This window comes from Yoonia sp. (assembly GCF_014859355.1).
Lineage (GTDB): Bacteria > Pseudomonadota > Alphaproteobacteria > Rhodobacterales > Rhodobacteraceae > Yoonia.
Genome location: NZ_JACUUJ010000044.1, coordinates 1 through 19,313 on the forward strand (window position 1 = coordinate 1; position 19,313 = coordinate 19,313).

Sequence of the window (19,313 nt, forward strand, 5' to 3'; positions counted from 1 at the left end):
TCCATGCCGCTTTGATCGTCTACCCCCGCTATTATGACCCCGTCACCGGCCTGCCCTGCCCGGTCGAGGTGATCGTGGACCGGTTAGAAAACAACGATATCCCCGCGCCGGGCCGGATGAACCGCTGTCTTGCGAAATTGCAAGGCGTGTTTGCCGGCTATCCGTTTTTATGGCGCTAGGCGCGCAACCAGCGGTGCATGATGTCACCGCCAACCCGCTGCACCTGATCCAGTTTGAACCGTGGTGCGGCATCCAACTTGTCCACCCCCATCGCCGCCAAGGCTGGCGTGCCTTCCGCACCAATGACACGCCCGGCGGAAAAAACCACCAAGGCATCAACCAGATCTGCTGACAAAAGCGATGCCGCCAGCATACCGCCGCCTTCGCAAAACACGCGCGTCACCCCGCGTGCGGCAAGGGCCGCCATGGCTGACGCCGGATCAACCTGCCCCGCGCGGACGTCGCAGCGCAGGCTGACCGCCCCTTTTTCTGTCCAGTCCGTGACATCCGCTTTGGCCCCATGGCATAGCCAAACCGGCACATCCCGAGCCGTCCGCGCCAATTGCGCCGTGCTGGGGATTTTCATCGCGCGCGACACCACCACCCGCACCGGTTGGCGAAAGACGCCCATGCCGCGCACGGTAAGCGCCGGATCATCCGCACGCACTGTGCCAGCGCCCACCATCACAGCATCATGGCGCGCCCGCATCAGGTGGACCGCACGTCGCGCCTCTGGCCCAGTAATCCACTGGCTTTCACCCGACGCCGTGGCAATCCGCCCATCTAAAGTGCCTGCCAGTTTCAGCGTCACATAGGGGCGATTTTCACCTATCCGCAGGAAAAATCCCGCATGATCCAGCCGCGCCTGCTGTTCCAAAACACCGGTGTCCACACAAATGCCAGCGGCGCGCAGCATCGCAATGCCACGCCCCGCCACACGCGGATCCGGGTCGGTGCTGGCAATCACGACGCGCGCCACACCGGCAGAGATCAGGGCATTGGCGCAAGGCGGCGTCTGACCGTGATGTGCGCAAGGTTCTAACGAAACATAGGCCGTGGCACCACGGGCCTGTTGCCCTGCCTGCGCCAGTGCAACAGGCTCTGCGTGGGGCCTGCCGCCATCGGCGGTGTTACCCCGTCCCACGATCCGGCCATCGCGCACAATAACACAACCCACTGCCGGGTTCGGCCAGACACGCCCCATGCCGCGGCGCCCCAAGCTTAGCGCCAGCGCCATGAAACGGGCATCCATCACGGCGTTCACTGGTCTTCTGCGGGGGCGTCCGGGCGCAATTCGCTGACAAATTTGTCAAAATCGTCAGCAGCCTGAAAATTCTTATACACGCTGGCAAAGCGTACATAGGCCACCGTATCAATCCGCGCGAGGCTTTCCATCACGATTTCACCAATCGTGCCGGACGGAATATCTGTTTCACCCAGGCTTTCCAGACGGCGGACGATACCGCTAATCATCTGATCCATGCGTTCCGGTTCCACGGGGCGTTTTTGCAGCGCGATGCGGATCGACCGTTCCAGTTTCGGGCGGTCGAAATCTTCGCGCCGGCCATTGGATTTAATCACGACCAGATCGCGCAGTTGCACCCTTTCATAGGTCGTAAACCGCCCGCCGCACGCGGGACATAGACGCCGGCGGCGGATGGCGACATGATCTTCGGCAGGGCGGCTATCTTTGACCTGAGTATCAACATTTCCACAAAATGGGCAGCGCATGGGTGGTCCTTGTTGCTGTCTTGGGGCTGGTCCCCCAGTTATCCACAGCCACTATAGGTAGACACACAGGTTTTGGGTAGGGGGCAATTTACCCCCCCACATAGAGGGGCAAATCTGCGCGCCGCACACCCCAAGATGACGGGCAAATAGCAGCTCAGCTGCGGTCCGTCACACCAAAAAGCCGGTGTCAGCCTTTAGATACCGCCGATCATGGGCGGCACGTAACAATCACCTGACCCCATCTGCAGAACCGGATCATCGGGGCCGCATTCTGCATCTGTCAGCGGATAGCGATCCGTATCTTCACAACCCGCCAGCGCCATTGCAAAAATGACACCAATGATGCGTGCTATTGTTTTCATATTAATTTTCTCTTTTCGATCATTTAGTCCAAAGAGCAGACGCCGCAATTGACACTATTCTTCCTGAATGGATTCCAGATAGTAGGCCAGCGACAGAACCTTCCCGCGTGCGTAAACTTCGCTGCCGTATATACCGGATCCTGCCAGTGTTTCTGCCTTGAACTGGCGCCCCCAGACTGGCATTTCCGAACCATGCCCCCGGATACCGGTGCGCCCGTCAATTGTCTGGATCACCGCCAGCATGGGAAACACACCATCATTGCGAACGCTTAACTGCGTCAGGTTTGGCACATCAACCGTCATATATTCCGCCAGTGGCCCCTCGCCCATACCAGCGGCACCATGGCAAGTGGCGCATGCGTCGTTATACAGCGCCTCTCCGGATTCGAGGGCGATGACATTGGTTGCGAAGATCGATCCGAACAGAATGGCCGATGTCAGAATTGGTGCAAATCGCATGGCTTTCTCCTTTGCGAAAACGCTTGGCTAAAACGGCGCACGCAAAAGGTGACAAATCACAACTCAGGCCACAGGCGCGTGCCCCACCTGCATAGCCGCGCCACGCTGACAGCGATTGATTTTGCTCAATTTCGGATAATGCCAGAGCCACCAGTCAAAAACGCCCCCGTTTCCGGGGGCGCTTGTGTTACTGGTCCAGAAAACTGCGCAGCTTGCGCGACCTGCTTGGATGCTTGAGCTTGCGCAGCGCCTTTGCTTCGATCTGGCGAATGCGTTCGCGCGTCACGCTGAACTGCTGGCCGACTTCCTCAAGTGTGTGGTCGGTGTTCATCCCGATGCCAAACCGCATCCGCAGCACACGTTCCTCGCGCGGGGTCAGGGATGCAAGCACGCGGGTCGTCGTTTCCTTCAGGTTTTCCTGAATTGCACTGTCCAACGGCAGCACGGCGTTCTTGTCTTCAATGAAATCGCCAAGCTGGCTGTCTTCCTCATCGCCGATCGGTGTTTCAAGCGATATCGGCTCCTTGGCGATTTTCATCACCTTACGGACCTTTTCCAGCGGCATTTGCAGTTTTTCTGCCAATTCCTCTGGGGTGGGTTCGCGGCCAATTTCATGTAGCATCTGGCGGCCGGTGCGCACCAGTTTATTGATGGTTTCGATCATATGCACCGGAATACGGATGGTGCGCGCCTGATCAGCAATCGAGCGTGTGATCGCCTGACGAATCCACCATGTTGCATAGGTGCTGAATTTATAGCCGCGGCGATATTCGAATTTATCCACCGCCTTCATCAGGCCGATGTTGCCTTCCTGGATCAGATCAAGGAACTGCAAACCGCGGTTGGTATATTTCTTGGCGATCGAGATCACCAGACGCAGGTTCGCCTCGACCATTTCTTTCTTGGCCTGACGCGCTTCTTTTTCGCCCTTTTGAACCTGCTGCACGATGCGGCGGAATTCCGTGATATCAACACCAACATATTGCCCCACCTGGGCCATATCGCCACGCAGCTCTTCGATTTTACCGGTCGATTTTTCCACCAGCATTTGCCAGCCGCGCCCGGACTTTTCGGCCATGTCTTCGAGCCAGTTCGGGTCCAATTCGCGCCCGCGATAAGCGTCAACAAATTCACGGCGGTTGATGCGGGCCTGATCGGCGAGTTTGACCATAGCGCTGTCAATCGCCATGATCCGGCGGTTGATCCCATAAAGCTGGTCGATCAGAGCTTCGATCCGGTTGTTATGAAGGTGCAGCGAATTCACCATCTCGACGATTTCAGACCGCAGCTTTTGGTATTTCTTTTCATCCTTGGACGAAAAAGACGAATCTTCGTTCAGGGTCGCCGACATGCGGGCATCTTGCATGTCGCTGAGCATGGCAAAGTCGCGTGCAATGACTTCCAGCGTTTCCAGCACGCGCGGTTTCAGCGCGGCCTCCATTGCGGCAAGCGACATGTTTGCCTGTTCGTCGTCTTCGTCGTCGTCATCTTTGGCAATAGGGTTGCCGTCGGCGTCAAGCTCTTCTGTTTCCGTTTTTTCGGCAGGAGCCGTGCCCGTCACCGTGGCCGCGACGACCGTTTGTTCGTCGCCTTCATCGCCCAACTGGTTTCCAAAGGTTGCTTCAAGGTCGATCACGTCGCGCAGCAAAATATCTTCAGACAGCAATTCGTCACGCCAGATCGTGATCGCTTGAAAGGTCAGAGGGCTTTCGCACAGCCCGAGAATCATCGTGTTGCGGCCCGCCTCGATCCGTTTGGCGATGGCAATTTCGCCTTCACGCGACAGCAGTTCAACGCTGCCCATTTCGCGCAGATACATGCGCACAGGGTCATCGGTGCGGTCCAGCTTTTCAGCCTCGGCCCCGCCGATGACCACATCGCGTGATCCTGCGATGGTGGCCACATCGGTGCTGCCCTGCGGCTCTTCGCTTTCTTCGGATTCTTCTTCTTCGGTGACTTGAATGCCCATTTCCGATAGCATCGACATCACATCTTCGATCTGATCCGACGATACTTGTTCGGGTGGCAGAACCGCGTTCAGCTGATCATAGGTGATATAGCCGCGTTCCCGCGCATCAGCGATCATCTTTTTGACGGCGGCCTGGCTCATGTCCAGACTGATATCCCCGTCATGGTCCGCATTTTTAAGATCGTCTGTGTCTTTCGCAGCCATTCAGGGCCCTCTCCAGCAATGATTCGTTGCCGATGTCATTCGGCCGATTCGGTCTTGGTCGAATCAAACCCGTCACCGTATGATTCGCAACCGGCATCCAGCCTTATTTTCAAACTATGTTGCGCAACTCAAGTGCCAGCCCCTCCCCCTCCCTTGCCAGAGAGGATTTGATCAAGAAGCTGGTCCAATGCATTGCGCTCTTCTCTTTTCATGCGTGTGCCATTGTCGGCAAGGTCATATTCGGCCTGATCCTCGTTATTGCCGCGCCCGGCGCGGTCCACCGCAGCAGAGGCTTGTGCCAACCGCCAAGTCACCCCTTCGTCCGCGACACCGTTCAGATCTTCTACGGCGTCTTCAATCTCGCGGGCATAGCCACGACGGGCTGCCAGCTTGGCAAATTCTTCCGCCAGACACATGCGGGCCACATCCGCGTCGCCCCGGCGGCGGATTGCGGGGCTGATGCTGACATGGTTCTGATTTATAAGCTTTTCAAGGGGGCCATCGCCCAGATCAGCGGCAATCGCGGCCCACAAGTCTGCCGCGCCCAGATGGTGCAGCAAACTTGCCTGAATGGTCCGGTGGGCAGGGTCGCGGCTCTCTAATTGCTCCAACGCGGTTTCGAACTCTAGCGCCACTTGCGGGGCAGTAATCAAGGTTGCAAGGATCACCGCTTCGCGCAGGTGGTTTTCGTCGGCAGCGCCAAGACCCAGCGCAGACATCTTGCTTGTAGCGACCGGACTGACATCGCGCCTCCACGGGTCTTGGTTGCGCCCCCACGCGCGCGCAGGGCCCTTGCGTTGCGCCGGTTTGCGGGCGCTGAACAACGCCCAGCGCATCTGTTTGATGGCCTCGCCGTAATGCCCCCGCAGCGACGGGTCGGCAATCAACTTGATCTTTTCACGCAGCGCCTTGTCCAACGCCGCCTTTCGTTCCGGGCTATCGAAAACCTTGCCCTCGGTTTCACGCCGCCACAGCAGTTGAACCAAGGGGATGGCGGCATCCAACAGCTTTTGCATCGCATCCGCGCCTTGGGATTTGATCAGATCATCGGGGTCCAATCCAGCAGGCATCAGGGCAAACCGCAACGATTTGCCAGCCTCCAGCAGCGGCAACGCAATGTCGATCAACCGCATGGCCGCCCGCAAACCGGCGGTATCCCCATCCAGCGCGATGACCGGTTCGTCCGCAATGCGCCAAAGCATGCGTAACTGGTCTTCGGTGATCGCTGTGCCAAGCGGGGCCACGGTGGCGGTAAATCCGGCCTCTGACAGGGCGATCACATCCATATACCCTTCGGCCACGACCAAAGGTTTACCCTTGCCTGCCGACTCACGTGCGGGGCCGTGATTATAAAGGCTGCGCCCTTTGTCAAACAGCGGCGTTTCAGGCGAATTGTAATATTTGGCCGGATGGTTGGGGTCCATCGCGCGGCCGCCAAACCCGATGGCCCGCCCGCGTGCATCCCGAATCGGGAACATGATCCGCCCGCGAAACCGGTCGTACAGCCCGCCGCCATAGTCTTTTTCAGCAGCAATCCCGGCGGCGACAACCAGTTTCGGGTCCACCCCCTTTCCAACCAGATGCGCCAGGGCACCACCATTCGCCGGGGCAAAACCGATTTCCCACCGCTCCTGTGCCTTTACCGACAGGCCACGCCGGGCCAGATAGTCGCGTGCGTCCGCGGCAACGGCGGTTTGCAATTGCAGGCGGTGCCACTGCACCGCCTGTTCCATCACATCAACCAGCGCCGCGCGCGCATCGGCTTTCTGTTGGGCCTGCGGATCGCGTTCAGGAACGGGCATTCCAGCTTCTGCGGCCAAGATCTTGACCGCCTCCATGAAATCCACATTTTCGGTTTCGCGGACAAAGGAAATCGCGTCGCCCTTGGCGTGACAGCCAAAGCAATAGTAAAATCCCTTGCGGTCATCGACGTGAAAACTGGCGCTTTTTTCCTGATGAAACGGACAAGGTGCCCACAGATCACCCTTGCCTTGATTGGATTTGCGGGTGTCCCACATGACTTTACGGCCAACAACCTGCCCTAGGGACAGGCGATTACGCAATTCATCAAGGAAACCGGGGGGGAGACTCATAGCGACAGTATCCGCGATTCAAAGACAAAGGCCAATCGGTTCTTGTGCAGTGTCTCAGCCCTGATCCTGCTGTTAGGCGCAAAAACGTCAAAAGGCGCCCCGTTAATGGGGGCGCCCTTTCATCGTCAGCACAAACGCTGCTTAAAATACAAGACGGAAATAATCCATTTCCAAGGAATCGCCTGTGCCATTGCCGCACAGCTTCATATCCATGTTCGATGTCCCATAGATTGTCTGACCCGAAATCAGCGAAGACCCTTCGCCGACAGCATTGGACGTGAATTCGATCGGGCCTTTTGCAAGAAACTGAGAGCCATACATTTCAATACCAGAAGCAAACTTCATCCCGCCCAGCGACGCGATGACCGCACCGCCACCGTCCTTGCAGTTATCCATTGCCCCGACCCGCAAGGCCGCAGGTGCCGAAATTGACGTCGAACTGGTCGAAGATGTCAGGATCATGACATCCTCGAATGAACTGCCGTTGATCCCGTTGCCAAAAGTCATATCGCAGTCAGAGATGATGACGACCTTGCGCATTGTCGTATTTGCGTCAATCGTCACGTTCTTGTTCTTGCAGCTGACAAGATACACTTTTCCTTCTTCCAGATCGGCAGTTTCCAACTTGTTGGCCTTTGGCAACAACTTTTCTGGTTTGGCGGCTTTGTCGACGATGTAATGAGGCAAACGCGGCGTGTCGCCGGGGACGTTTGCGTCAGGGTCGCTATAAAGCGCGATCATATGCTCGATGCGGTTCAGAATGCGCAAGTTCATCGTGCCTTCGCGCAGCGCTGCTTTCAACCCATCGTTTGTTGTAAACCCAGAGGCGGGCAGATCCAGCGTGCCCAGATCCGCCATCGACACGATTGTGCCTGCCTCAAACTGGTTGTTGTTGTTCAAGGAAACATGCGTGTTGGAGTGAATGCAAAAGCCATTTGCGAAATTGTTGTTTGAGTTCACGGCCACAATATCTTCGCCCAAAAACCCTTCGCGCAAGCAACCGGGCTGATATGTTTCGTAAACCGCACGCCGCGTAATGTCGAAAGAATCGAAACCGATCAGCTTGAACAAAAAGGTGTTCAGCGCGTTCAGGCGCCCGCGCGAGAAACTTGTTTCTGCCATCACCGCAGATGTGGATGTCGGGTCTGGGGTAAACGCACGGGTGGCGTGGTCAAATTGGCCAAACGTAATGTCGGAAATTTCGATCGATGTGCCAAACCGCGCAGGCGGGAGAGTTGCCGAAACGACCTCAATCGCCTTTTCCTTGGCCAGATCGGCCTTGGCAGGGTCATTTCCCATGTAGGACATATTATAAAGTGCCGCATGCGCGGCCTGATCTGCGGCCTTTTGCAGGTGTACTTGTGATGCAGAAATATTCATCCCGTCCACCGCGAATGCCCCAAAAATCGCCATGAAAAGGAAAAAATACAATCCTAAAATTGTCATTCCGCCGTCTTCACGGCACAGAAAATATTCTTTTGATTTCAAAAATTGCTTATGAAGTGTCATCGCTAATACCACCTTACCGTTCCAGAAAATGCTGTGCAGAAATCGGGATCATGGTGCTGCCGAATACCGGAATTGACCCGACGACCATAAAGTCAGACGCAGGCACCAAGACATCGGTTGTGACCACACCCGTTTGCAGATCAATCCGAGAGTTGATCAAGGCGTGGGTCGCGTAATTCAACAACGACGTGCGGACAAATTCCTCTGTCTCTTCCTCTGTGGTCAGAACATTGATCGACAGCGCCCTGTTGGCATCTTGTACGACCTGAAGCACCTGTGCCTTGCCGAAAAAGATGAAAGAAACATCTAGAACAAGAACCAGGAAATAGACAAACACTGGAATCCAGAACAAGGATTCGATTGTCGCACTTCCATCTTCGTTTCTGGAAAAGCGCCGCATCCAGTTTCGCGTTGCATTAAGCATTTTCGTCACCCTTGGGCTAATCCCACTGACTTTTTTTAGACGACTTTGCGTAACCTTCGATTGGGGCGCGAATGTGTCAAATGCGTGGCGGGGCCTTTCTCACTCTTTGATTTTATGCATAATTAACATTGGGTTAATTGAAAATTAATGCAGAATGAATCTAAAATTAACAAAAGGTGAACGCCGCAACTCAACCGTTCATGCGGCGTTCATTTGATCTGGAAACCCGGTCTGCCGCCGGCGTTAAAGTCCTTTTGCGCGATAGCTGTCAGCCACTTTGCGAATCGACACCAGATAGGCCGCAGTGCGCAGATCATCCACATCATCGCGCTCATACCAGACCGCCCGCATCGCCTGATAGGCTGCCCGCATCGTGTCATCCAAGCCGGAACGGACCAGTTCAATCTCATCAGCGCCGCGCAGGTATTTTTCCTTGAACCCCGGCGAAATCGTCCAGCCCAGATGCTTGTCCGCCGATAATCTTTCCAGCTCGTCCACAACAAGTTGGTGGCGCGATTCCTCTTGCCTGCGCTGCATCCGGCCAAAGCGGATATGCGACAGGTTCTTGACCCATTCAAAATAGGACACAGTGACACCGCCCGCGTTGGCATACATATCAGGGATGATGACGCAGCCTTTTTCGCGCAAGATAGCATCAGCGCCGGCAGTGACCGGACCATTTGCCGCCTCGATGATCAGTGGCGCCTTGATCCGGTCGGCATTCCCCAGGTTGATAACCCCTTCCAGCGCGGCCGGAATCAGGATGTCACATTCTGCCTCAAGCAGCTCTGCCCCCGCGACACGGTGTTCTGCATCGGGGTAACCGGTCACCCCTCCGTGTTTGACGATCCACGCGCGCACCGCTTCGACATCCAGCCCGTTTTCATTATACAGTGCGCCGTCACGTTCGATGATGCCAATAATCTTGGCGCCATCTTCTTCGCAAAGGAACTTTGCGGCGTGATACCCCACATTACCCAAACCCTGCACGATGATATGCTTGCCTTCCAGTTTGCCGGACAAATGCGCCTTGGCGACATCTTCGGGATAACGGAAGAATTCGCGCAGCGCATATTGCACCCCCCGTCCCGTTGCCTCGACCCGGCCAGCGATACCACCGGCATTGGTCGGTTTGCCCGTGACACACGCCGCGCCATTGATGTCGGTGGTGTTCATGCGTTTATATTGGTCCGCAATCCACGCCATTTCGCGTTCACCTGTTCCCATGTCAGGGGCAGGCACGTTTTGTGCGGGGTTGATCAGGTCACGCTTGATCAGTTCATAGGCGAAACGACGGGTAATGAGTTCCAGTTCATGTTCTTCCCAATCCGCAGGATTGATCCGCAACCCCCCTTTTGACCCGCCAAAGGGGGCATCAACCAAGGCACATTTATATGTCATCAGCGCCGCCAGCGCCTCCACCTCATCCTGATTGACCGCCATGGCGTAACGGATACCACCCTTTACCGGCTCCATATGTTCCGAATGGACCGACCGATAGCCCGTAAAGGTATGGATAGCCCCGCGCAAACGTACCCCGAAACGCACGGTATATGTCGCGTTACAAACTCTGATTTTTTCCTCAAGCCCGGGGCTAAGATCCATTAGCGCCACTGCACGATTGAACATCAGATCAACAGACTCGCGAAAACTCGGTTCCTGAATGGGCTGTTGCACTGTCATATCTTTTCCTTCCTGATCCGGGGCTTGCCGCTGTGTGCTGGCACCAAATACCCCCTGCCCACCATAACGCCGATTCGTAAGGAGACGTTCAAAAAACAGGCATTTTTTGAAATAAGGTCGAATCTCTTGCAAATCCGCTGACGGCAGAACAATCGCCCGCACGGTCATTGTCTTACAATACGTGACAGTCTGCGGGCCCGCGCAAGATTTACGCGAACCCTGCAAAATTGTGACAAAATGGCCAAAGATGCGCCCAGAAATTGCCCAAATGCCACCGCAGAGGATGAATGATAAATTAATCTCTCGTCGCGTGGCATTCATCTACCGGCGCGGGATCGGTATCTTTTTAATCCTTTGCGGTAGACACAAATGTTGAAATTTCACACGCACACGCCAGGATCAAGGCGCGCTTCCGGTCAGGTTCTCTCTGCTTTGCGCACATTTCGCAAAAACGAGGATGGCGGGATCATCGTTTTGTCGCTTCTTTTACTGATCGTCATGTTGGTGATGGGTGGGATGGCTGTTGACTTCATGCGGTTTGAATCGCGACGCGCCCAATTGCAAAGCGTGTCCGACCGTGCGGTTCTTGCCGCCGCCAACTTAAGCCAAACGATCGATTCCAAGCAGGTTGTTATTGACTACTTTGAAAAGGCGGGGTTCGCCGATGCGATCGTCGGCGAACCGATTGTGGTGGATAAAGGCAACTCGCGCTCTGTCAGGGTTAAATCGGAACTTGATATCAATACTTTTTACCTGCGCCTGATTGGCATGGACACGCTTTCCGCACCGGCCGAAGCCGCCGCAATCGAAGGTATCGGCAAGGTCGAAATTTCGCTTGTTCTGGATATATCGGGTTCTATGCGGAATGGCGGATCGACGTCCAAAGGGCGCTTTGGCGACATGCAAAAAGCGGCAAAAGCCTTTGCCAACAAGGTGCTGGACCCCAAAAATGGCGGACAGATCACGCTGAATATTATTCCTTATGCCGGCATGACGAACCCCGGGCCAGAAATGTTCGACTTTTTGAACGGCAAAAGATACGCGACCCCGGTCATCGATAATGGGCCTGACGGCAAATTGGGGACGGCTGATGATGTCCTGTTCCCGCAGGTGTCGTCCTGCCTGGATTTTGAGGATAGCGATTGGGGAACGTCAGGCCTGCCCGGCAAAGGGCGGGATCAGGTGCCACACTTTATGGTCTGGGCCATCGCGCCTGCTGTGATGGATTGGGGGTGGTGCCCACAGGATGTTTCAGCGATCCGCTATGCCATGACCGACGCAGCCGAGGTTGCAACGTTCATTGACGGCATCCGTATGCATGACGGAACGGGCACACATTACGGCATGAAATATGCCTTGGCGGCACTTGACCCGGCGACGCAACCAGCCTTTGCACATCTGAACGCGGTCAACCCCGCCTTGCTGCCTGATGAATTCAAGAACCGTCCCGCGCCGTGGGATGACAAGGAAACCAAAAAGATCATTGTGCTGATGACAGACGGCGCCATCACACAGCAATTTCGGCCCAAGATGCCCACTGACAAATCCAACCTGACCTCTGCCATCGGTACGAACAAAGATTCAAAGCGCGGCCGTGAAATTGCATCGGCAGGTGTCAACGTGAACCGGTTTAACCAGATTTGCAGCCTCGCAAAACATCCCAGCCGCAATGTCGAAGTGTATACAGTCGCCTTTGAGGTCTCGGGTGCGGGTGCCACACAGATGCGCAACTGCGCATCGGACCCCTCGATGTATTTCCCCGCAAGCGGCGCTGGTCTTGTCGACGTTTTCGAAGACATTGCCGAACAGATCACCGACCTGAGGCTGAGCCTGTGACAAACCCACGCCAGAAAAGCCGTGCCTGGTTGAAACGCTTCCGGGCATCTGAAGACGGTAACGTGACGATCGAATTCGTTCTGGTATTTCCGGTTTTCATGCTGTTTTTTCTAATGACCTATGAAAGCGGCATCATGTCATTGCGCCATGTGATGCTGGAACGCGGTGTCGATATTGCCGTGCGCGATGTCCGCATCGGCACGATCGCGAACCCAACCCGTGAAAACCTGCGCGACCGGATTTGCGAGGTTGCCGCCATCATACCCGACTGCACCAACCAGTTGGAGTTGGAAATGGTGCGCCGCAATCCGCGCAGCTGGACCCAGATGAGCAATGTCATCCGCTGCATCGACCGCGACGCAGAGGTGCAACCGGTGGTGCAGTTTACAAATGGCACCAGCAATGAATTGCTGATCCTACGGGTTTGCGCCCGATTTGACCCCGTGTTGCCCACAACGGGCCTTGGCAAAGCGGTGGCTGAAAGCAACGACAACCCAGCCGCAAAGGGATCTTATGCCTTGGTAACAACGGCGGCCTTTGTGATCGAACCTTTCCAATGATCAAATTCCTTGCACTCCTGGCCCGGTTTCGTGAAGAAGAAGACGGTGTGGTCGCCATCGAATTGTTGCTGGTGGTCCCGATGCTTGTTTGGGCACTGTTATCAACCTTTGTGTATTTCGACGCCTATCGTGCGGAATCTGTCAACACCCGTGCCGGATTGACACTTGCCGACATGATCAGCCGGGAACGGGTGCCCGTCGATTCCGGCTATATCGACAGTATGCGCGAAGTGCTGCGCGTTCTGACCCGTTTTGATCCGAACGCCGCCATTCGTGTTAGCGTGTTCAAGTATCGCGCCTCAGACGATTCCTATCGCCTGGTCTGGTCGGAACAGCGTGGCATGCTAAAGACATTAGACGATGCCGATCTCAAAAATATGCGCACCGCGCTACCGCTGATGGCGGACGGAAAAAAATCAATTCTGGTCGAAACAAGTGCGAAATATACTGCGCCGTTTTCAATCGGCTTTGGACCTTTTCTGCAAACCAATCTTGATGACGTGGATTTCCGTTCGTTTACAGTGATTTCGCCACGATTTCTTAGCACGATCTGCTTTGACGATACCGCGCTGATTGATGCGATTTGCGGTTAGCTTTCACGCTGCGACAGGCGAAACGCAATTTGTTCTGCCATGAATTTTGCCTGGCCCCCTGATGTTACACCGCCAACGCCCACGCGCCGACCGATCCGCCACCATAGCCCCGGAGACCATGATCGCGGCTGGGGCGCGGACAACACCAGTGAAAAGCCGTTCGACGGTTTGAACGAAAGTGCGCCGCGTTCAACCGCACGAATATCTTCGATCCGGGCCAGAACCTTCCCTGAAGTGTCGCGCAATTCCTCTTCGGTCAGTTCAATGGTCGCACGCGTCGCACGACGCAATTTTTCCGCCCACCATAATGTCATCCCCCCAAGGGCCAGCGTCACAATCATCCATTTCACAGGCAGCGGTTCCACAAGCCCATAGTAGAGAAAAAGCGCACCCAATCCGAACAACACGGTAATCGCAAAAAAACGCCGCGCGGGTGACGCCTCGACCCTTGCGTAAACGCCAGTTTCATCTGCGGTAAACATCGCCATTTCCTTTCGTGGGACACGCGGGCAGTGGCACGCCTTATACTGCTACGGATTTGCGCACCAGATCCCAATAAATCTGTTCGATTACCGGCATGGCAAGGCGCCCGCCTTCACGATACCAATGGCTTAATCCAGTCAACATGGCAATCAGCGCCATGGTGGCAACGCGGGTGTCGGGCACCGCAAAAACGCCCTCGGCCTCACCGGCGCGCAAAATGTTTTCAAGAGCGTCTTCATACTCGCGGCGCATTGTCTCGATTGCGGTGAAATTTTGAGGCACGAGATTGCGCAGTTCCATATAGGATACAAAAACCTGATCAGACCGGGGCAAATGAAACCGGATGTGAAATTGCGTAAACCCCTTGAGCCGCGACAGCGCGTCCCCGGTCAGGTCCGCTTCTGCAAGCGCATCAAGCAATTCAACCATATGGTGGCGCATCAGATCGAACAGAAGGCTTTGCTTGTCGGGCGTATAATTATAAAGGGCACCGGCCTGCACGCCGACCTCGGCCGCGATCTGGCGCATCGACACGGCTGCATAACCATGCCGCGCAATCAGGCGCAATGCCGCCTCCAGAACCCGGGGGCCGGTAATTTCGGAATGTGAACCCTGTTTGCGCGCCATGACTGCATCTAACTGAACAATCGTTCATTTGAAAAGCCTTGTTGGGATACTTGCGCTTTGGGGCGGGTGGCGGATACAGTCCAACGTCGCTATAACCTTGGAAAAACCGATGCGCCTGCTGTGTTTTCTGATCTGTCTTGGTGCTTGCGCCCAGTTCCCGGCCTTGGACGCGACGATCAGTGACGCCGCGCGCAACGCGCCATATCCTCGGTTAACACCGCTGCCCGCATTACCGCCAGAGGGCGCCGCCCCCGACCATGCCGTTATGCAGGCCCGCATTGCCGCTTTGCAAGACCGTGCAGACCTTTTGCGCGAAACCGACATCGCCGCGTTGCAGTAGCCCGCCCTATTCGCTAACACCGCTGCGACGAAACTTTACAACGGATACCCCGATGACAGAACCATTGCGCCTTGGAATTGCAGGTCTTGGCACCGTGGGTGTCGGTATAGTGCGCATTGTGCAAGCGCATGCGGACCTGCTGGAAAAACGCGCGGGGCGTCCCATTGTGATCAGCGCGGTCTCGGCGCGGTCACGGACCAAGGACCGTGGTGTCGATCTGTCCGGTTACGCCTGGGAAGACGACCCCGTTGCACTGGCGATGCGGGATGATGTCGATCTGTTCATCGAGGTCATGGGTGGTTCTGAAGGCCCCGCAAAGGACGCCACCGAAGCCGCGATTGCGGCGGGCAAGGATGTTGTCACAGCTAACAAGGCGCTTTTGGCGATCCACGGGCAGGCGCTGGCTGAAATGGCCGAGGCCGCAGGCCGCGTGATCCGGTTCGAAGCGGCGGTGGCTGGCGGGATCCCCGTGGTCAAGGCCCTGACCGAAGGCTTGGCTGGCAATGCAATCACCCGCGTGATGGGCGTGATGAACGGCAGCTGCAATTACATTCTGACCCGGATGGAAGACGCGGGCCTGAGTTACGACGCTGTCTTTGATGAAGCCAACGCGCTGGGCTATCTGGAGGCCGACCCCCAGCTGGACGTGGGCGGTATTGATGCGGGGCACAAGCTGGCGCTGCTTGCCGCGATCGCCTTTGGCACGCAGGTGAATTTCGATGCGGTCGAGTTGGAAGGGATCGGATCGATCACGATTGACGATATTCGCCAAGCCGCTGACATGGGGTTCAAGATCAAGTTGCTGGGCGTGGCACAGATGACGGGGCGCGGGCTGGAACAGCGCATGTCGCCCTGTCTGGTGCCAGACACATCGCCGCTTGGGCAATTGCAGGGCGGTACGAATATGGTCGTGCTGGAAGGCGACGCTGTCGGCCAGATCGTGTTGCGTGGCCCCGGTGCGGGCGAAGGCCCGACCGCCAGTGCGGTGATGGGCGATGTGATCGATGTTGCGCGTGGCATGCGGATATCAACCTTTGGCCAGCCTGCGCGGACGTTGCGCAATGCGCGCGCGGCCCGTGCCGCGGTGCCTGCACCCTACTATCTGCGCTTGCAGTTACTGGACAAACCCGGTGCGCTGGCCAAAGTGGCGCATGTGCTGGGCGAAGCGGGCATTTCGATTGACCGGATGCGGCAATACAACCACGACGACCGCACAATCGCGCCTGTCCTGATCGTAACGCACAAGACCACCCGCACCGCACTGGAAGAGGCACTGGCCGATTTTCAACGCACCAGCGTCGTGACAGGCACCCCTGTGGCGATCCGGATCGAAGCAGTTTGAGCGCGCCTGAAATTCCAGAATTTCAGGCTGCCTGAGCTGTGGTTCATCTGCTTTAGCGCAAACAGGGTTGTCGCGGCGGCGCGGACAGGCTTTACCGCCCCTATGCAACCAAAGGATGCCTCTGATGCCACAGCCCATTGATTTCAATGACCGCAACCTCTCGCTGGGTCTGGCCCGCGTATCCGAAGCCGCGGCAATTGCCTGTGCCCGCCTGATTGGGCGTGGCGACGAAAAGGCGGCGGATCAAGCGGCTGTCGATGCGATGCGCAACCAGTTGAACAAGCTGGATATCGCAGGGGTCGTCGTGATTGGTGAAGGAGAGCGCGACGAAGCGCCGATGCTGTTCATCGGTGAAGAGGTCGGCACCGGCACGGGCCCCGGCGTGGATATTGCGCTTGACCCCTTGGAAGGCACCACGCTGACCGCCAAGGATATGCCCAACGCCCTGGCCGTGATCGCCATGGGGCCGCGCGGGTCCATGTTGCATGCGCCTGATGTCTATATGGATAAACTGGCCATCGGGCCTGGCTTTCGCACTGGTGTCGTGACGCTGGACATGTCGCCTGCCGAACGGGTTTCGGCGCTGGCTGCCGCCAAGGGCTGTTCAACCGAGGATATCACGGTTTGCGTGTTGGAACGCCCCCGTCACGAAGACATGATCGCGGAAATTCGCAGCACGGGTGCCGCGATTCGTCTGATCACCGATGGTGACGTCGCAGGTGTGATGCATTGCGCCGAACCGGACACCACCGGCATCGACATGTATATGGGATCGGGTGGCGCGCCCGAAGGGGTTTTGGCTGCCGCCGCATTGAAATGCATGGGCGGGCAAATCTATGGCCGTCTGATGTTTCGCAACGATGATGAACGGGCCCGCGCGCGCAAGGCTGGTATTACCAATTTTGACCGCGTTTATACACGTGACGACATGGTCACCAGCGACGTGATCTTTGCCGCAACCGGCGTGACCGATGGATCGCTGGTGCCCGGGATCAAGCGCGAGGTCGGCTATGTCACCGCCGAAACCATCCTGATGCGGTCAAAAACCGGATCGGTGCGCCGCATGATCTATCGGAATCCCACGAAGTAGGCGGCGGAGCCTCCGGCGGGAGTTTTTTGGCCAAGATGAAGATGAGGGCGTGGCGCAAGCTGCGCCCTTTCGTTAGTATATGCTGATGAACAAGCTACAAGATCATGCGTTTTTGGGGGTCAGCACATCGGCCACGGGCCGCCGCTGGATCGGACCATCCGCGCAAGAAGACCGCATGTCAGATGCGATGGCCCAAACCACCGGCCGGCCTGTCGCGCTGTGCCGCACGCTGGTCCGGCGGGGTGTGGCCGCACAAGAGAGTGCCAGTTTTTTGGCCCCGACGCTGCGTGACCTTTTGCCGGATCCGCGCGCCCTGCGCGATATGGAAAAGGCCGCGCAGCGTTTCCTGGGAGCGATCAAAAGCGGTGAAAAAATCGCTGTCTTTGCTGATTATGATGTGGATGGCGGGGCCTCTGCTGCGTTGCTGATCACATGGCTGCGCGACATGGGGCTGACCGCGACACTTTATATCCCTGATCGCATCGACGAAGGTTACGGCCCCAATGATGACGCGATGCGGATGCTGGCGCGCGATCATGCGCTGATTGTTTGCGTGGACTGCGGCACGCTGTCTCATCAGCCCATTGCGGCAGCCAAGGGCGCGGATGTGATTGTGCTGGACCATCACCTTGGCGGCGAAACCCTGCCCGATGCGGTCGCGGTTGTGAACCCGAACCGGCAGGATGAAACGGGCGATCTGGGGCATCTTTGTGCCGCCGCTGTGGTGTTCTTGATGTTGGTCGAGGCAAACCGGCAATTGCGCGATGCCGGCCAGAAAGGGCCTGACCTGATGGCACTGCTGGACCTTGTCGCCTTGGCGACCGTGGCCGACGTTGCCCCGCTGACAGGCGTCAACCGGGCCTTTGTCCGGCAAGGGCTGACGGTGATGGCGCGACGCCAACGGATCGGGTTGACGGCGCTGGCCGATGTGGCGGGGCTCGATCAGGCGCCCGGCAGCTATCACCTTGGGTTTCTGTTAGGTCCGCGCATCAATGCAGGTGGCCGGATCGGCAAAGCTGATCTTGGCGCGCGCCTGCTGTCCACCACCGACCGGCACGAGGCCGAGGCGCTGGCCACCATGCTGGACCAGCTGAACACCGAACGCCGCGTGGTCGAGGCTGAAGTGCGCGAACTGGCGCTGGCGCAGGCCACGGCGCGGGGTCTGGATGGCCCGCTGGTCTGGGCCGCAGGCGAAGGCTGGCACCCCGGCGTTGTTGGTATCGTCGCCGCCCGGCTGAAAGAGGCCACGCACCGGCCCGCCATTGTCATCGGGCTGGACGGGGCTGAGGGTAAAGGGTCGGGGCGGTCGGTGACGGGCATTGATCTGGGGGCTGCCATTCAGCGGGTGGCAGCCGAAGGGCTGCTGATCAAGGGCGGCGGGCATAAGATGGCTGCCGGGCTGACCGTGGCGCGCGACCAGTTGGCGCCTGCGATGGCGCGGCTGGGCGACCTGCTAGCCAAACAGGGGGCGGGCGAACTGGGCCCCGCCGATTTGCGGCTGGACGGAATTTTGATGCCGGGTGCGGCCACAGTGGACCTTGTGAACTTGATCGAACAGGCCGGGCCTTTTGGTGCGGGCGCCCCCGCCCCGCGCTTTGCCTTTCCTGACTGCCAAATTCTGTTCGCCAAACAGGTCGGCGCGAACCATCTGAAAATCAGCTTTGGTGACGGGCTAGGTGCGCGGATCGACGCGATCAGTTTCGGCGCGATGGATGGCCCGCTTGGCCCGATGCTGAAGGGGCACAACGGTGCGCGGTTCCATCTGGCGGGACGATTGGAAATCAACACATGGCAAGGGCGCCAGTCGGTGCAATTGCGGCTGGAAGATGCCGCCCGCGCGCTTTGATCAAAAGCGGCAAAATTCGTAAAAAGCCCCTTGCGCGTCCTGCCTGCTTTCCCTAAAAGCGGCGCACCAACTGCGGTCCCTTCGTCTATCGGTTAGGACGCCAGGTTTTCAACCTGGAAAGAGGGGTTCGATTCCCCTAGGGACTGCCATTGGGTTTTGTTT

At 57.3% G+C, this 19,313-nt stretch carries 18 protein-coding genes and 1 tRNA gene; 8 read left to right on the forward strand and 11 right to left on the reverse strand.

Features of this window, described 5'->3' with window-relative positions; genetic code table 11:
• Nucleotides 1–175: 175 nt before the first annotated feature.
• The 9 genes from ribD to IBX59_RS12890 all read right to left on the reverse strand — a co-directional run bounded on the left by ribD (nucleotide 176) and on the right by IBX59_RS12890 (nucleotide 10,434).
• Entirely contained in the window at nucleotides 176–1,252 is a 1,077-nt protein-coding gene (gene ribD, locus IBX59_RS12850) for a bifunctional diaminohydroxyphosphoribosylaminopyrimidine deaminase/5-amino-6-(5-phosphoribosylamino)uracil reductase RibD (protein WP_296376180.1), read from the reverse strand.
• Nucleotides 1,253–1,260: 8 nt separating this feature from the next.
• Nucleotides 1,261–1,731, reverse strand: a complete 471-nt coding sequence (nrdR, locus tag IBX59_RS12855) for a transcriptional regulator NrdR (protein ID WP_296376181.1) — start codon at nucleotides 1,729–1,731, stop codon at nucleotides 1,261–1,263.
• Between the two features lie 194 nt (nucleotides 1,732–1,925).
• On the reverse strand, nucleotides 1,926–2,093 hold the full coding sequence (locus tag IBX59_RS12860) for a hypothetical protein (RefSeq protein WP_296376184.1): 168 nt from the start codon (nucleotides 2,091–2,093) through the stop codon (nucleotides 1,926–1,928).
• A 54-nt stretch (nucleotides 2,094–2,147) separates the two neighbouring features.
• Nucleotides 2,148–2,552, reverse strand: a complete 405-nt coding sequence (locus tag IBX59_RS12865) for a cytochrome c (RefSeq protein ID WP_296376186.1) — start codon at nucleotides 2,550–2,552, stop codon at nucleotides 2,148–2,150.
• A 187-nt stretch (nucleotides 2,553–2,739) separates the two neighbouring features.
• Complete coding sequence (gene rpoD / locus IBX59_RS12870; protein WP_296376188.1) at nucleotides 2,740–4,725, reverse strand: RNA polymerase sigma factor RpoD; 1,986 nt, start codon at nucleotides 4,723–4,725, stop codon at nucleotides 2,740–2,742.
• 128 nt (nucleotides 4,726–4,853) lie between these two features.
• Complete coding sequence (gene dnaG, locus IBX59_RS12875; RefSeq protein ID WP_296376190.1) at nucleotides 4,854–6,818, reverse strand: DNA primase; 1,965 nt, start codon at nucleotides 6,816–6,818, stop codon at nucleotides 4,854–4,856.
• Nucleotides 6,819–6,959: 141 nt separating this feature from the next.
• Nucleotides 6,960–8,264 (reverse strand): pilus assembly protein TadG-related protein, encoded by a 1,305-nt coding sequence (locus IBX59_RS12880; RefSeq protein WP_296376192.1) that lies wholly within the window; start codon nucleotides 8,262–8,264, stop codon nucleotides 6,960–6,962.
• Between the two features lie 76 nt (nucleotides 8,265–8,340).
• A complete protein-coding gene (locus IBX59_RS12885) occupies nucleotides 8,341–8,751 on the reverse strand; it encodes a TadE/TadG family type IV pilus assembly protein (protein ID WP_296376195.1) in 411 nt (136 codons plus the stop codon).
• A 243-nt stretch (nucleotides 8,752–8,994) separates the two neighbouring features.
• Complete coding sequence (locus tag IBX59_RS12890; protein WP_296376197.1) at nucleotides 8,995–10,434, reverse strand: Glu/Leu/Phe/Val dehydrogenase; 1,440 nt, start codon at nucleotides 10,432–10,434, stop codon at nucleotides 8,995–8,997.
• A 432-nt stretch (nucleotides 10,435–10,866) separates the two neighbouring features.
• Between IBX59_RS12890 and IBX59_RS12895 the strand changes: the two genes are divergently transcribed.
• From IBX59_RS12895 to IBX59_RS12905, 3 genes are read left to right on the forward strand one after another with little or no spacing between them, the layout of a single operon-like run.
• On the forward strand, nucleotides 10,867–12,270 hold the full coding sequence (locus tag IBX59_RS12895) for a Tad domain-containing protein (protein WP_296376199.1): 1,404 nt from the start codon (nucleotides 10,867–10,869) through the stop codon (nucleotides 12,268–12,270).
• 29 nt (nucleotides 12,271–12,299) lie between these two features.
• Nucleotides 12,300–12,830, forward strand: a complete 531-nt coding sequence (locus IBX59_RS12900; RefSeq protein WP_296376202.1) for a TadE/TadG family type IV pilus assembly protein — start codon at nucleotides 12,300–12,302, stop codon at nucleotides 12,828–12,830.
• A complete protein-coding gene (locus tag IBX59_RS12905; RefSeq protein WP_296376204.1) occupies nucleotides 12,827–13,423 on the forward strand; it encodes a hypothetical protein in 597 nt (198 codons plus the stop codon). Before IBX59_RS12900 ends, IBX59_RS12905 begins: the two co-directional genes overlap by 4 nt.
• Here the strand turns inward: IBX59_RS12905 and IBX59_RS12910 are convergent.
• Together IBX59_RS12910 and IBX59_RS12915 are read right to left on the reverse strand one after the other, a co-directional pair.
• Nucleotides 13,420–13,905: a hypothetical protein gene (locus IBX59_RS12910; RefSeq protein ID WP_296376206.1), complete on the reverse strand. Its 486-nt coding sequence runs from the start codon at nucleotides 13,903–13,905 to the stop codon at nucleotides 13,420–13,422. The two genes, IBX59_RS12905 and IBX59_RS12910, sit on opposite strands and share 4 nt — an antisense overlap.
• Before the next feature lie 40 nt (nucleotides 13,906–13,945).
• Nucleotides 13,946–14,533, reverse strand: coding sequence for a TetR/AcrR family transcriptional regulator (locus IBX59_RS12915; protein WP_296376207.1), 588 nt, complete (start codon nucleotides 14,531–14,533; stop codon nucleotides 13,946–13,948).
• A 109-nt stretch (nucleotides 14,534–14,642) separates the two neighbouring features.
• Between IBX59_RS12915 and IBX59_RS12920 the strand changes: the two genes are divergently transcribed.
• From IBX59_RS12920 to IBX59_RS12940, 5 genes are all read left to right on the forward strand, one after another.
• Nucleotides 14,643–14,873: a hypothetical protein gene (locus IBX59_RS12920; RefSeq protein ID WP_296376209.1), complete on the forward strand. Its 231-nt coding sequence runs from the start codon at nucleotides 14,643–14,645 to the stop codon at nucleotides 14,871–14,873.
• 52 nt (nucleotides 14,874–14,925) lie between these two features.
• On the forward strand, nucleotides 14,926–16,215 hold the full coding sequence (locus IBX59_RS12925; RefSeq protein ID WP_296376211.1) for a homoserine dehydrogenase: 1,290 nt from the start codon (nucleotides 14,926–14,928) through the stop codon (nucleotides 16,213–16,215).
• A gap of 124 nt (nucleotides 16,216–16,339) precedes the next feature.
• The gene (gene glpX, locus IBX59_RS12930; RefSeq protein ID WP_296376214.1) at nucleotides 16,340–17,305 is read left to right on the forward strand and encodes a class II fructose-bisphosphatase; all 966 of its coding nucleotides are present in this window, start codon (nucleotides 16,340–16,342) and stop codon (nucleotides 17,303–17,305) included.
• Nucleotides 17,306–17,390: 85 nt separating this feature from the next.
• A complete protein-coding gene (recJ, locus tag IBX59_RS12935; RefSeq protein WP_296376216.1) occupies nucleotides 17,391–19,151 on the forward strand; it encodes a single-stranded-DNA-specific exonuclease RecJ in 1,761 nt (586 codons plus the stop codon).
• 74 nt (nucleotides 19,152–19,225) lie between these two features.
• Nucleotides 19,226–19,300 (forward strand) — tRNA-Glu (locus IBX59_RS12940).
• The last annotated feature ends 13 nt before the right edge of the window (nucleotides 19,301–19,313 follow it).

What these genes read in the sequence shown, in the direction of transcription:
- rpoD (WP_296376188.1), bottom strand. Translation starts at nt 4,725, where the DNA reads ATGGCTGCGAAAGACACAGACGATCTTAAAAATGCGGACCATGACGGG.
- IBX59_RS12865 (WP_296376186.1), bottom strand. Translation starts at nt 2,552, where the DNA reads ATGCGATTTGCACCAATTCTGACATCGGCCATTCTGTTCGGATCGATC.
- IBX59_RS12905 (WP_296376204.1), top strand. Translation starts at nt 12,827, where the DNA reads ATGATCAAATTCCTTGCACTCCTGGCCCGGTTTCGTGAAGAAGAAGAC.
- ribD (WP_296376180.1), bottom strand. Translation starts at nt 1,252, where the DNA reads ATGGATGCCCGTTTCATGGCGCTGGCGCTAAGCTTGGGGCGCCGCGGC.
- IBX59_RS12885 (WP_296376195.1), bottom strand. Translation starts at nt 8,751, where the DNA reads ATGCTTAATGCAACGCGAAACTGGATGCGGCGCTTTTCCAGAAACGAA.
- IBX59_RS12925 (WP_296376211.1), top strand. Translation starts at nt 14,926, where the DNA reads ATGACAGAACCATTGCGCCTTGGAATTGCAGGTCTTGGCACCGTGGGT.
- recJ (WP_296376216.1), top strand. Translation starts at nt 17,391, where the DNA reads ATGAACAAGCTACAAGATCATGCGTTTTTGGGGGTCAGCACATCGGCC.
- IBX59_RS12890 (WP_296376197.1), bottom strand. Translation starts at nt 10,434, where the DNA reads ATGACAGTGCAACAGCCCATTCAGGAACCGAGTTTTCGCGAGTCTGTT.
- IBX59_RS12860 (WP_296376184.1), bottom strand. Translation starts at nt 2,093, where the DNA reads ATGAAAACAATAGCACGCATCATTGGTGTCATTTTTGCAATGGCGCTG.
- glpX (WP_296376214.1), top strand. Translation starts at nt 16,340, where the DNA reads ATGCCACAGCCCATTGATTTCAATGACCGCAACCTCTCGCTGGGTCTG.
- IBX59_RS12920 (WP_296376209.1), top strand. Translation starts at nt 14,643, where the DNA reads ATGCGCCTGCTGTGTTTTCTGATCTGTCTTGGTGCTTGCGCCCAGTTC.
- IBX59_RS12880 (WP_296376192.1), bottom strand. Translation starts at nt 8,264, where the DNA reads ATGACAATTTTAGGATTGTATTTTTTCCTTTTCATGGCGATTTTTGGG.
- nrdR (WP_296376181.1), bottom strand. Translation starts at nt 1,731, where the DNA reads ATGCGCTGCCCATTTTGTGGAAATGTTGATACTCAGGTCAAAGATAGC.
- IBX59_RS12910 (WP_296376206.1), bottom strand. Translation starts at nt 13,905, where the DNA reads ATGTTTACCGCAGATGAAACTGGCGTTTACGCAAGGGTCGAGGCGTCA.
- dnaG (WP_296376190.1), bottom strand. Translation starts at nt 6,818, where the DNA reads ATGAGTCTCCCCCCCGGTTTCCTTGATGAATTGCGTAATCGCCTGTCC.
- IBX59_RS12915 (WP_296376207.1), bottom strand. Translation starts at nt 14,533, where the DNA reads ATGGCGCGCAAACAGGGTTCACATTCCGAAATTACCGGCCCCCGGGTT.